Raw genomic sequence first — 11,875 nt, forward strand, 5'->3', positions numbered from 1 at the left:
CTCTTAACTGCGGCGCGAGGTTGCTGATTTTTCGTATTGTGCGGCACCTTCATCCGCCCCTCCGGCGCGCACCCATTCGTCCACCTCCGACACCTGGAACTTCCACAGCCTGCCCACGCGGTGCGCGGGCAGGCTCTTGCGGTCGATCCAGCGGTAGATGGAATCGCGCGTCACCCCCAAGTGTTCGGCGATCTGTTCAACGGATACCCAAGGCTCGGTCACGGCTGCTCCAGCGACAATGAAGTGGCGGCACAAAGTCGCATTAAGTCGTAAAGACGCAATCTAGCATGTAAATATGGAGCTGGCCACGGAGTGCTTGGCTTCCGTCCCGAATAGCTTGCTGTCCGTGACAGGCACGCACTTTTGCCAATGTCCAAGCGGCATTTCGTGCCATCGCAGCACGATGCCCCGGCTTGAGCGTGCCGCGCCAACCCCATGTGCAGACCCGCTTTCCTCGCGGCGAAGTGCCGCGACCTTTTATCTTGCCTTCCGCCTTTGCCCTTCGCTGTCACTCCGGGCGTCGGCGGCCCGGCGGCGCTGCTGCACCAGCAGCCAGCCCGCCGACAAACGCGTCAATGGCCGCAGGCTGGGCGCGTTAGAGGCAAAACGCCTGCACGTTGGACGGCTGCGTCGAAAGCAGCGCGAAGTGCGGTGCCCAATGCGTAGAATTGGCACCCACACTGCATGCGCGACGACATGGCAACGGCCAGCAGGACGACACGCCCAATGGCACGACAAGATGCACAGCAACGTGCAGTGGGTCTGCGACCATCATGGGCGGGACTCCAGCCAGAACGGATGCGCCATGCCGATCATGGCGGATGTGCTGACCGGCCCGGAATACCGGCAGTCGAACGACGCCGGGTTGGTCACACTCAAGAGGAACAGTTCGCCGGTTCGAGGCGACGGCATTGCTGCCAGGATTGCAGCGGGCAGCACGGCGGCCGAAGCTAGACCGTCGATGCGATCAGTGATACACGCCTCATACGGAACAATGGAACCCTCGCGCTTGAGAGCGGCACGCTCCGATGGCGGAACGCCGGGACATCGGGACGCGCATTACGTATCCACAGCGATGGCATTAGCCGCAGGGATTTTTTGGGCGACAGCAGCGTAAAGATCAACGTCTGTCTGCTGCGTCTGAATGGACACCACAAGGCTATACCTTGCTGGCAGGCCGTAGCGTTCCAACGCAGGCCGCGTCCGCCACCACCCTGCCGAAGGATAGACAGCAATGAAGCCACGGCTGGCCAATTCCGCCGCCGTGCCTTTCCAGACATCCTGGTGCAGCGAACCACGATGCCGTTGCCGTTCACCCAGCAGCCAGTTGGGATCGGAGGGATTCACAGGATCGCCCTCATCTTCGCGCTGGGCCGCAGCATTCACCCGAGCGACAAAGCTCTCGGTGGACGCATCCAGCGGACGCTGCACATCGAACCGCAGGCGATGCGATGGGTAGTGATACTTCGATGCAGCGCCACGCGCCGACGGATTGGGCTCAATGAAATAGGAGAGCGTGACACGCATTTCCACGGGCGTGTCCTGCAACGCCTCCAATTCATCCTTCGGCCACGGCAAGGAATGCAGATTCATGTCGCGCGTCACAATGCCCTTGCCCTGAACCTTCGCATACGGATGCACCTGATCTTCAACCAGCAAGGTCAGCGAATCCCCTGCGCTCCAGAGCGCCCGATTCAAGTTCGGAGCTCCCCATCCGCAGTGACGGATCAGGTGAACATAGTCATCCTTGTTCGGCACCGCGGGCAAGAACATCCCTCGCATGGTCTCGCTCCATTGCGCCGAATGCACCAACAACGCACGCACGGTTTCCGGTCGGAGGTGCGGATAGGCCGCCATGATCTGCGCCGCCATCCCCGCACACAATGCCGAAGCTGCGCTGGTGGCGTTGCTGGTGGTGAACAGGCGATCCAGCGGCTGGTTGTGGGTCGTCAACAAGTTCAGGCTGGCCATGCCGACCGCACCAAGGTCGTCCTTAGCCGCATTGCCACCTTCCAGCACCACTTCAGGTTTCAACGGCCATGCCCGATCCCACGTTCTGGTCGTTGTCGTGAAGGGGCTGAGGCCACCGGCTTCGGCGACGGGATTCAAGGAGGGATGGTCTTCAGTGTCGATCTTGTCGGTGCAAGCCCCCACCGTGATGGCATTCCATGCCTGGCCGGGGTCATGGACAAGATTGGTGGCGAGGCTATCGGGATACCCGGCCCACGCATTGGGATCGCGCGTGTTACCTGCGGACAGCACGAACAGACGCGGACTGTCACCCGCCCCGTCGGAATCTGCGGCAAGACCATCGACAGCAGCAGACCAGGACGAAGGACGGCCGCGATCACGGTAGTCCGAAGCCGTCACTGCTGATGCAAACACGCGCGCCCGATTCGGGGCGGAAATTTCAGGGCGTGCGACACCTTCGGTAAAAAGATAGGCATGGTGACGTGCGTCGCCTTCATTGGCACCTTCCGCAGGCACCAGCTTGACCGATTCCAACCGATGCGGAACGCTGATCGAGTCAGCAGATGAAAGGGTATCTGTGAGGTCGCCATAGGCCGCCAGGCCGGCCAGACCAGTGCCGTGATCCGCCTCGTCATCCACGCCCCATGCCGGCTCCACCGTATGCAGGTCTCCCGCATCCATCAGAGGCTCCAGCAGCGGATGCGCGCGCGTCACGCCGGAGTCCAATAGACATACGCGGGGAGCTGCATCATCTGACGGCGGCAACTGGGCACGACGCAGCAAATCGTCCGCCCATTCCCGTTGCTCCTCCACGTCCATGCCATCGAAGAATTCGGCGGTTTCCTTGGCATAGCGAAGTTCGGCAACACAATTCAGCGTCATCACCGACCGAGAAAGCTGCTGCTGCGATCCGTACATCAGCAGTACCGTGCGCTCGGGAAAGTTGACCTGTTTGTCGCTGACGACACATTCTGCCAAGCGGGCGAGCTTCTTGAAATCTTCCACGACGACCTGCCGTTGCCCTTGACCTCGAACAGGCAGCCATACCTCCCACCAAAAGGAAGTCGTCAAATCAGCAGGCAAGAGGTCGGGATCATCAGTCCACAAGGCCCGGACTGATGCTGCCCGAATGGAGTCGATGGCATCCAGCAACTTCCGGTGGTCACGCGCCTGACCGCGACTGTCTTTCTTCTCCACCAGATAGTCGGAGACGTATTTCTCAAAGTGCGCGAGCGCCCCGTCAGGGACAAAGACATTGGCGAAGGTCTGGCTGCCCTCGTGACGAACGCTAAGAAGCTCGATCTTCTTGGTCTCGTTCGCCAGGCTCTCGAACGCCAGTTCGACGTCCGGCTGGCTGGAGAACTGGATTTGCAAACCCAGCCCGCTTTCCAGTTGCAGGTCTCGCTGGGCTTGCACAGCCTCCGCTGCTGCGGGCTTCAAGTTTTCGATCTGACCGCGAAGGGACGCACCGTGCTGCTGCCGGGGCAGGGCTGGCACCTCGCGCGTCGATCTGCCACCAGCAGAGTGCGCTTTGAACTCCACGGCTTGGGATGTGTCTCGAAGAATGAAATGCGGGCGTTTAGCTTGCGGTTGATCCGGCATGGTTCGGCGCGACCTTCTTGTTGTTCATTCTGAGGCTGAATTTGCGGCGCTCGTCGAAAGCGCGTGTTAGCACGTCTGCCTTCACGCGCTCCTCGTCGTGCATCACGGCCTCCTTGATGGATTCATCCACAGCGCGTCTGATCTCCGCATAGCTCAACCCTTCCGCCCTGGCTGTGATGGCTTTGAGTGGAAAGGGCTTGGGCGCGAACTTCCCAAGCCGAGACTGGATCAGCTTGGTGGCCTGCGGCGCGCTCGGAAGCCGATACTCGATTACGTCGTCGAACCGGCGAAAAAGTGCGTAGTCAAGGATCTCTACATGGTTCGTCGCTGCGACGATCAAACTATGGGACTGGTCGCTTTCGATCATTTGCAGAAAGCTGTTCAATACCCGCCGAATCTCACCCACGTCATTGGCCAGTCCTCTTTGCGAGCCGATAGCATCGAACTCGTCAAAAAAGTAAACGCCCCGCACATCACTGATGGCATCGAATATTTGACGCAACTTGGCGGCAGTCTCTCCCATGAACTTGGTTATCAAAGCATCCAGTCGAACACAAAATAGCGGGATACCAAGCTCACCAGCCAGCACTGAGGCTGTCATCGTTTTGCCAGTACCCGGCGGGCCAACCAGCAACAATTTACGTCTCGGCGACAAACCATGCTCGCGGATACGTGAGTGGTGCTTTTGCTCCTTCATGATGCGGCCAAGCTGTTCAGCCATCTCCGCATCGAGCACCATGTCAGAAAGTCGATTCTTCGGATAGGAAACCGTCAGCAGACTCGCCAGTTCACCACGCGGGCGGACCAACGGCACCAGTTTGCCCTCGGGGCCACCCGGCGAGACACGGGCTTTCGCCGCGTCGATCATGTCGCGCAGTTCTTCGGCGAGCTTGCCGTGGCCCACCTTCGCTTCACGGGCCGCAACCTGCATGGCGACAGAATAGAAGTGCTGGTCATCCCGTTCGATATGGGATTTCACCAACGCTTTGAGTTGTTCGGCATTAGCCATAGTGACCTCCCACCTGCGCTGTCTTGTTGGTCGATGTTCCCAGCGACGCCAGCGCAGACTGCATCAACTGATCGGCGACGTTCTCGTCGATCCCCCCCAGTTCATTCTGGTCGGCAGCCAGAACGAACAGCAGGCCGACAGGCACACGCAACGCCTCGGCAATTTTTGTGACCGTCGAAAGTGTCGGATCACGCTTGTTGTTCTCGAGCATCGACAGATACGACACAGAGCAGTTGGCCCTGTTCGCAATGGCGCTTTGAGATACACCCCGTTGCGTTCGGCACAGTCGAATAGCTTGCCCAACATTCATGGCGCTTGTTTCTCTCGGGTTGCGACGAGCGTGAACATCTCAAAATTTTACCACCAGTGAACATCGTTGGCGAGGCTGGATCCGTTACGCCAGCGGTTGGGTTGAAGCTGGCGAGCGCAAGTTGGGGAGAGTAGCGGCAAGGTTGGTGATGGATTCCAATGGGCGCAAGCCTACGACCCATCATGTAAGACCTGATACACACTCCGGCCTAGAGCCGGGGCTTTTGTTTCCGGGCCCGGAAATCTCACGCCGTGGCCGTTTCCTCTCTGGCCTGCTGGCCGGGCTGCCTGCCCGCTACCACCGTCTTGCGCCGATTCGCCACCAGTTCGGCCGCCTTGCGCACCGGGTCATCCTCAGTGTGGACGTAGCGCATGAACATCGCCACGGTCTTGTGCGCGGTCAATGCCATACCGACCTTGACCGGGATGCCCGAATTGGCAATGTCGGTTGCGGAGCGGTGGCGGATGCCATGCGTGCCGACGTGCGCTGCACCTGCGGCCTTGAGCGCACGGCTCCAGCCGTTGTAATACTCGCCCGTGGTCAGGTGCTGGCCGGGATGACTCGGGGATGGCAGCACATAAGGACAATCGTCCTGGCGTGGTGCTGTCGAAAGCAGCCGATAGGCTTCCTCGCTCATGGGCTTGGACATGCCGCCGGTCTTGCTGTCCGGCCAGACGACGCGCCGATTTTCGAAGTCCATCCAAGCCCATTGGAGCGTGACGATCTCACCACGACGACCAGCAAACTCGAATTGCAGGCGGATCGCCAGCGGGATGACGTAATTCTCCAGCCCCTCGGCTTCGATCCTGTCGAGTTGCCGGAACAGCTTGCCCATGTCCTCGTCGCTGATGAGGTGGGTAGCCTTGCCATTCGGGAACATCGGAACGTGACGGCACGGGTTGGTGCCATCTGGCCGATAGCCCCACACCTCGGCCAGATTGAACATGCGGCGCATGACGCTGAATGTCCGGTTCGCGTCGGCGGGCTTGTGGGCCATCTTCTTCATCATTGCGGCCACGTCCGGGCGCTTCACGTCTTGAACCTTCATGCGGCCCAGCATCGGGATGATGTTGCGGTCGATGACGCTCTGATAGCCTTCCTGCGTGCTGGGCTTGTTGCGTACCTTGGAGTAGTCTTCCAAGAACTTCACGCACAACTCCTTAACCGTGGGAGCGGAGCGAGCTGCGGCCTTTGCCGCGCTAGGGTCGCCGCCCCGGCGCACCTCGGCCAGCCATTCCTGCGCCAGCGAGCGGGCCTGTTCGACGGTCAACTCCCCGTACTGGCCTAAGGAGGGCTTGCGGCGCTCGCCCGCATTCGTGCGGTACTGGAGCATGAACACCTTGCGGCCCGCTGGGGTAATCTTGCACAGGAAGCCGGGCACCAGCGTATCCCGCAGTTCGACGGTCTGCGCCTGAGGCTGTGCCGCATCGACTGCGGACTTGGTGAGCTTGATCTTTGCCATGATGACTCCTCGGAATGGCCCGATTCCCGGGAGTCTCATAGGAGCCTTTGGCGGGGAAACCGGGTCAGGTTTCGGAAAGCACCGGCATATGGTGAACGCGCCTAATCCATTGATAAACCTGCTGTATCTAGCTTTGGCGTAGTCCAGCGAAATGCGGTACTGGAGTCATGGTGAAATGAAAAATGGCCCCCACGCTTGCCGCTTCGCGGCGGCGCTGCCCCCCAAGGGGGTGTTTTTCATCTTGGGGCGGCCCGGCGATGAAAAAACGGCGCTTTCCGGTGGAAGCGCCGTTTCGTGGTGGTTCAGGGCTGTTGCCGCGCGAGGCGCTCGCGCCAGTGGTCGCCACGCAGCCAGGGTTCCAGCGGCGCGGGCTGGCCATCCACGGCCGAGACGCCCATCCAGGCCAGACACAGCATGCACGACAGCACCGGCACGCGCGACCGGGCGTTCGCCGCCAGCAGCGGGGTCAGGGTGGGCATGCCCGTGCCCAGCATCAGGATGGCGTCGGTGTCGTCGCGGGCCAGGTCATCGAGCAGCGCGCCGGCGGTGTCCGCTTTCATCGAATAGATGGGATGGAACTGCGTGTGGTCCATGGCGGCCGACGCCACGCGCACGACCGTGAACCCCTGGGATTCCCAATAGGCCTTGCTGGCGGCGGTCAGCCCGGCGGGGTAGGGCGAGGCCAGCGCGATCCGGCGGGCGCCCAATTGCTTCAATGAAGCGACCACCGCGGTGGCCGCCGTGAAGGCCGGGACGCCGCGCTCGCGCTCGATGCCCGCCAGTACCCGTTCCTCGCGTTCGCGGCCCACCAGGTAGGAGGCGCCGGTGCAGCCCACCGCGACTGCCTTGATGGGCGCGTTGGCGAACTGGTCGCAGGCGGTGTCCAGCCTGTCCACGTAGTCGACCAGCCGCGCCTCGATCGTGGACTTGTCGCTCATCAGCCGGGCATTGATGTGGGCGTAGCCGGCCGGCAGCAAGATGAAGTATTCGGGCTCGACCGTGGTGTTGGCCTGCGGGGTTAGCAGGCCGATGAGCCCCCGGGGTGCGTATTCGACGGCCATGCGGGCATCAATCCAGCTTGATGTTGGCGGCCTTGATGATGGGCGCCCACTTGCGGTCTTCGTCGTGCAGGAATTTCACGAACTCGGCCTGCGGCGCGCCGACGGGGGTAAGTCCCAAGTCCGACAGCTTGGCGCGGATGTCGGCGTTGGCCATGACCTTGCCCAGCGCGGCTTGCAGCCGGTCGACGACCGCGGCTGGCGTGCCGGCGGGCGCCGAGACGCCGAACCAGGCCTCGCCCACCGTGCCCGGCACGATTTCGTCCATGGTGGGCACGTCCGGGAAGGCGGCGACGCGCTTGGGGCCGCTGACGGCCAGGATGCGCACGTTGCCCGCCTTGGCCTGGGTCGAGGCGACCGACATGTTGTTGAAGATGGCGTCGAGCTGTCCGCCCAGCAGGTCGTTCATGGCGGGCCCGGTGCCCTTGTAGGGTACGTGGGTCATGTCCAGGCGGGCCTTCTGCTTCAGCATTTCGCCGGTCAGGAAGCCGGCCGAGCCTACGCCCGCCGAACCGTAGTTGTACTTGCCGCCGGCCTGGCGGGCCAGCTCGACGAATTCCTTGAAGTTCTTCGCCGGGTGGCTGGTGCGCACGATGAGGCCATTGGGAAAGGTCCCCAGCAGCATGATGTGCGTGAAGTCGCGGAACGGATCGTAGGGAATCTTCTGGCCGAGCAACGGCCCGGTGGTGATGGCCGCGCCGTTGGTGATGACCAGCGTGTAGCCGTCGGCCGGCGCCTTGGCGCCGAGGTCGGTCCCGAGGATGGAGCCGGCGCCGCCCTTGTTGTCGACGATGACGGACTGGCCGACCTGTTCGGCCAGTGCGCTGGCGACGAGGCGGCCGATGACGTCGGTCGAGCCGCCCGGGCTGAATGGCACGATCAGCTTGATGGGGCGGTCCGGATAGGTTTGCGCGTGGACCGTGATCGAAGCCGCGGCCAGGCCCAGGGCCAGAAATGCACGGCGGCAGATATTCAGCGCGCGGGGGTGGGCGCGGTGTTCCCCTGTACTATGATGGCGCATGGCAGGACCTGAAAGAATATGGACAACGCATGTGGATATTCCGCCAGGTTTCGCTATCGAGTCAAGCTAAATTGTTCTATTGGACAGACAATAAGACAGAACCCCAGTCTATGCAGCAAACCTTGCCCCTGCCGAAGTACCACAGCGTATACCTGGTGTTGAAAGAAAGGCTGCGCGATGGCCTGTACGACCAGCGCGTGCCCGGCGAGCTGGAACTGATGGAAGAGTTCGGCGTCTCGCGGGCGACCGTTCGCAAGGCCCTGGAGAACCTGACCCAGGAAGGATTGATCGAGCGATCGGCCGGCCGGGGGACGCGGCGTTTGCAGCCTCCGGACCAGGCGGGGCAGCAAGCCTCGTCCACCCACCGGATGGCGGGGCTGCTGGACAACATCATCGCCGCCAGCCTGGACACCACGGTCAAGGTCATCGAGCACGAATACGTGTCCGCCACCGAGCCGGTGGCGCAGATGCTGCAGATCGAACCGCGTGCGCAGGTGCTGCGGGCGGTGCGCGTGCGCAGCACCAAGGCGGGCCCCGTCTCCTGCATCACCACCTGGGTGCCGCGCGAGTTCGCGGGCAACCTCGGCCGCCGGCAACTGGGCCGCAAGGCCATGCTGGTGCTGATCGAGGAGTCGGGCGTGGAGATCGGCCGGGCCCGGCAAAGCATTTCCGCGCGCCAGGCCGATGCCACCGTCGCGGGCCTGCTCGGCATGCCGCTGGGATCGGCCCTGCTGTCGGTCAGCCGGGTGGTCTACGACGTGAACGATCGGCCCGTGCTCTGGCTGCAGGGCCTGTACTGCCCCGACCGCTACGAGTACGAGATGGAGCTGTCGCGGGTGGGCGACATCGACGCCAAGGTCTGGGTCAGCAAGGATTTCAACGCCTACATGCGCTAAGGCGCCGCGCCGGGTATCCGGCGCGCCACAAATAAGAACACAAGAACCCGAATCAAATGTACTATTGTTAGGACAATAGATTGGAAGGGCCCGGCCGGGACCTTCGAGGATATCGGGTGACAGCTTGATTACATCGCCGGATGAAGGCCGGACGCTGGCGCAGAAGCTGATCGCGCGCGCGTCGGGGCGCGCCAGCGTGCGCGTGGGCGAGATCGTGACCTGCAAGGTCGATCTCGCGATGTTCCATGATTCTTCGGGACCGAGGCGCCTCAAGCCCATGCTGGAAGAGCTGGGCGCGGGCATCTGGGACAAGTCGCGCGTGGTGCTGGTGATGGACCACTACGTGCCCGAGCGCGACGAGGATTCCCGCAGGATCGTCCGCATCGCGCGCGAATGGGCTCGCGAGCAGGATCTGCCCCACGTCTACGACAGCCAGGGCATCTGCCACGTCGTGGTGCCGCAGGGCGGCCATATCCTGCCCGGCATGTTCTGCGTGGGCGGGGATTCGCATTCGCCGACGGGCGGCGCGTTCGGCGCCTACATGTTCGGCATAGGCTCGACCGAGATGCTGGGCGTGGTCGTGACGGGCGAGATCTGGCTGCGCGTGCCGGACACCCTGCGCATGCACTGGTCCGGCACCCTGTCCGGGGGCGTCACCGCCAAGGACATGATGCTGCACATGCTGGGCCGCTTCGGGATGAACGGCGGCGCCTACCAGGCCGTGGAGTTCTGCGGGCCGGCGGTACGGGCGCTCGGCATGCAGGAACGCATGACGCTGTCGAACATGAGCGCCGAGCTGGGCGCCCAGGCCGGCCTGATCGCACCCGACGAGATCACGGCCGAATGGCTGTCCGCCATCGGCGCCAGGGTGCCCGACCTGGGGGAATGGCATACGGACGAAGGGGCCGCCTGCACCCGCTACGACTTCGATGCCAGCGCGCTGTCGCCCATGGTGGCCGCGCCGCACAGCCCCGCGAATTCGCGGCCGGTGGACGATTATCACGGCGTTCCGGTCCACGTCGCCTATGTCGGCGCCTGCACGGGTGCCAAGCTCGATGACCTGCGCGCCGCCGCATCGGTGCTCAAGGGACACCGCGTCGCGCCGGGCGTGCGGCTGATCGTCGCCCCGGCCAGCCTGCGCGACCAGGATGCCGCGCGCGACGAAGGCGTGCTGCAGGTCCTGATGGATGCCGGCGCGGAACTCTTTCCCACATCCTGCGGCGCCTGCTCGGGCTATGGCAGTCCCATGGGCGACGACGTCACGGTCATCTCGACCACCGCGCGCAACTTCAAGGGGCGCATGGGCTCGCCCACCGCCCAGGTGTACCTGGGGTCGCCCTATACCGTGGCCGCCTCGGCATTGCGCGGCGTCATCAGCGATCCCCGGGAGGTACTGGCATGAGCGGGACCACGCACCGCGTCTGGAAGCTGGGGCCGGACATCGATACCGACCTGCTGGCGCCCGGCTACGTCATGAAGCACGGCATCGATGTCATCGCCACGCACTGCCTGGAGTCGGTCCGGCCCGAGTTCGCCGCCACGGTGCGGCCGGGCGACGTCGTGGCGGCGGGACCGGGTTTCGGCATCGGATCCTCGCGCGAACAGGCGGCGGCGGCGCTGGTACGCCTGGGCGTGGCGGCGGTGATCGCGCCGTCCTATGGCGGGCTGTTCTTCCGCAACGCCTTCAACGTCGGGCTGATGCTGCTGACCTGCCCGCAGGCGGAGTCGCTGGACGAGGCCGAGCGGATCGAGATCCGGTTTCGCGCGACGCCGCAAGTGGTGACGCGGGACGGCAGGGTGCTCGAGTGCGAGGCCATTCCGGATTTCCTGGTAGACATGGCCCGCAGCGGCGGACTGCTGAACCAACTGCGCAAGCGTCTGGCCGGGAATGGTCCCGCCACTTCTTCCACCGGACATCGACCGTCATGACCAACGCATCCTTTCCCGCCGACCCGGCGCGCACCGCGCTGCTGATCGTCGACCTGCAGAACGACTTCCTCGCGCCCGACGGCGCCTACGCGCGGGGCGGGGCCGTCAGCGCCGCCGCGGCCGCGCTGCCGCCGCGCGTGGCGGCAGCGGCGCGGGCCCTGAAAGCGGCCGGCGGCATGGTGGTTGCCAGCCAGTTCACGCTGTGGCCGGACGGCCGGGGCGAACCGATGATCGCCCCGCACCTGGCGGCGCTCCGGCCGTTCCTGCGCAAGGGCGATTTCGCGCCCGGCAGCCGTGGGCAAGCCAATGTGGCCGAGCTGGACGGCCTGGTCGACGTGTCGGTCTGCAAGGTGGCGTACTCCGCCTTCTTCAACACGCAGCTGGACTGGGTGCTGCGCCATGCCGGCATCGATACGGTCGCGGTGTGCGGCATCGTGACCAACGGCGGCGTGGCCAGCACGGTCCGCGACGCCCACATGCGCGAATACCATGTCGCCGTGCTGGCGGACGGCTGCGCCGCCTTCCGCGAGGAAGTGCATGCCACGGCGCTGGCCGACATGGCGGGCATCGCCGACGTAACCGACTGCCGCAGCTTCGAGCGCGGCCTGGCCGCCTGA

At 63.8% G+C, this 11,875-nt stretch carries 11 protein-coding genes and 1 pseudogene; 4 read left to right on the top strand and 8 right to left on the bottom strand.

Translation table 11 applies throughout. From position 1 onward, the window contains the following. Nucleotides 1–3: 3 nt before the first annotated feature. The 8 genes and pseudogenes from R4823_RS01875 to R4823_RS01910 form a co-directional block, all read right to left on the bottom strand. The gene (locus R4823_RS01875) at nucleotides 4–222 is read right to left on the bottom strand and encodes a helix-turn-helix domain-containing protein (protein WP_132979783.1); all 219 of its coding nucleotides are present in this window, start codon (nucleotides 220–222) and stop codon (nucleotides 4–6) included. A 549-nt stretch (nucleotides 223–771) separates the two neighbouring features. Next, nucleotides 772–1,014, bottom strand: a pseudogene (locus R4823_RS01880) (S26 family signal peptidase); the annotation flags it as partial. A 45-nt stretch (nucleotides 1,015–1,059) separates the two neighbouring features. Beyond that, nucleotides 1,060–3,573 (bottom strand): S8 family peptidase, encoded by a 2,514-nt coding sequence (locus R4823_RS01885; protein WP_338617164.1) that lies wholly within the window; start codon nucleotides 3,571–3,573, stop codon nucleotides 1,060–1,062. Beyond that, nucleotides 3,551–4,582, bottom strand: coding sequence for an ATP-binding protein (locus tag R4823_RS01890; protein WP_132979784.1), 1,032 nt, complete (start codon nucleotides 4,580–4,582; stop codon nucleotides 3,551–3,553). Before R4823_RS01890 ends, R4823_RS01885 begins: the two co-directional genes overlap by 23 nt. Then, on the bottom strand, nucleotides 4,575–4,892 hold the full coding sequence (locus tag R4823_RS01895) for a helix-turn-helix transcriptional regulator (RefSeq protein ID WP_132979785.1): 318 nt from the start codon (nucleotides 4,890–4,892) through the stop codon (nucleotides 4,575–4,577). Before R4823_RS01895 ends, R4823_RS01890 begins: the two co-directional genes overlap by 8 nt. 244 nt (nucleotides 4,893–5,136) lie before the next feature. Next, on the bottom strand, nucleotides 5,137–6,354 hold the full coding sequence (locus tag R4823_RS01900; RefSeq protein WP_132979786.1) for a site-specific integrase: 1,218 nt from the start codon (nucleotides 6,352–6,354) through the stop codon (nucleotides 5,137–5,139). Between the two features lie 302 nt (nucleotides 6,355–6,656). Next, complete coding sequence (locus tag R4823_RS01905) at nucleotides 6,657–7,415, bottom strand: aspartate/glutamate racemase family protein (protein WP_087838450.1); 759 nt, start codon at nucleotides 7,413–7,415, stop codon at nucleotides 6,657–6,659. Between the two features lie 7 nt (nucleotides 7,416–7,422). Beyond that, on the bottom strand, nucleotides 7,423–8,433 hold the full coding sequence (locus tag R4823_RS01910) for a tripartite tricarboxylate transporter substrate binding protein (protein WP_087838449.1): 1,011 nt from the start codon (nucleotides 8,431–8,433) through the stop codon (nucleotides 7,423–7,425). Between the two features lie 110 nt (nucleotides 8,434–8,543). Between R4823_RS01910 and R4823_RS01915 the strand changes: the two genes are divergently transcribed. From R4823_RS01915 to R4823_RS01930, 4 genes are all read left to right on the top strand, one after another. After that, on the top strand, nucleotides 8,544–9,329 hold the full coding sequence (locus tag R4823_RS01915) for a GntR family transcriptional regulator (RefSeq protein ID WP_338617168.1): 786 nt from the start codon (nucleotides 8,544–8,546) through the stop codon (nucleotides 9,327–9,329). 124 nt (nucleotides 9,330–9,453) lie between these two features. Next, on the top strand, nucleotides 9,454–10,731 hold the full coding sequence (locus R4823_RS01920) for a 3-isopropylmalate dehydratase large subunit (RefSeq protein ID WP_338617169.1): 1,278 nt from the start codon (nucleotides 9,454–9,456) through the stop codon (nucleotides 10,729–10,731). Next, entirely contained in the window at nucleotides 10,728–11,258 is a 531-nt protein-coding gene (locus R4823_RS01925) for a 3-isopropylmalate dehydratase (protein ID WP_338617170.1), read from the top strand. The genes R4823_RS01920 and R4823_RS01925 overlap by 4 nt, the downstream gene beginning before the upstream one ends. Beyond that, nucleotides 11,255–11,875 (top strand): isochorismatase family cysteine hydrolase, encoded by a 621-nt coding sequence (locus tag R4823_RS01930; protein ID WP_087838445.1) that lies wholly within the window; start codon nucleotides 11,255–11,257, stop codon nucleotides 11,873–11,875. The genes R4823_RS01925 and R4823_RS01930 overlap by 4 nt, the downstream gene beginning before the upstream one ends.

The organism is Pigmentiphaga sp. CHJ604 (assembly GCF_036972535.1).
Classification (GTDB): Bacteria; Pseudomonadota; Gammaproteobacteria; order Burkholderiales; family Burkholderiaceae_B; genus Pigmentiphaga; species Pigmentiphaga daeguensis.

Excerpts from the sequence above, each read along its gene's own strand:
- R4823_RS01885 (WP_338617164.1), bottom strand. The coding sequence starts at position 3,573 with ATGCCGGATCAACCGCAAGCTAAACGCCCGCATTTCATTCTTCGAGAC.
- R4823_RS01900 (WP_132979786.1), bottom strand. The coding sequence starts at position 6,354 with ATGGCAAAGATCAAGCTCACCAAGTCCGCAGTCGATGCGGCACAGCCT.
- R4823_RS01915 (WP_338617168.1), top strand. The coding sequence starts at position 8,544 with ATGCAGCAAACCTTGCCCCTGCCGAAGTACCACAGCGTATACCTGGTG.
- R4823_RS01890 (WP_132979784.1), bottom strand. The coding sequence starts at position 4,582 with ATGGCTAATGCCGAACAACTCAAAGCGTTGGTGAAATCCCATATCGAA.
- R4823_RS01930 (WP_087838445.1), top strand. The coding sequence starts at position 11,255 with ATGACCAACGCATCCTTTCCCGCCGACCCGGCGCGCACCGCGCTGCTG.
- R4823_RS01895 (WP_132979785.1), bottom strand. The coding sequence starts at position 4,892 with ATGAATGTTGGGCAAGCTATTCGACTGTGCCGAACGCAACGGGGTGTA.
- R4823_RS01905 (WP_087838450.1), bottom strand. The coding sequence starts at position 7,415 with ATGGCCGTCGAATACGCACCCCGGGGGCTCATCGGCCTGCTAACCCCG.
- R4823_RS01925 (WP_338617170.1), top strand. The coding sequence starts at position 10,728 with ATGAGCGGGACCACGCACCGCGTCTGGAAGCTGGGGCCGGACATCGAT.
- R4823_RS01910 (WP_087838449.1), bottom strand. The coding sequence starts at position 8,433 with ATGCGCCATCATAGTACAGGGGAACACCGCGCCCACCCCCGCGCGCTG.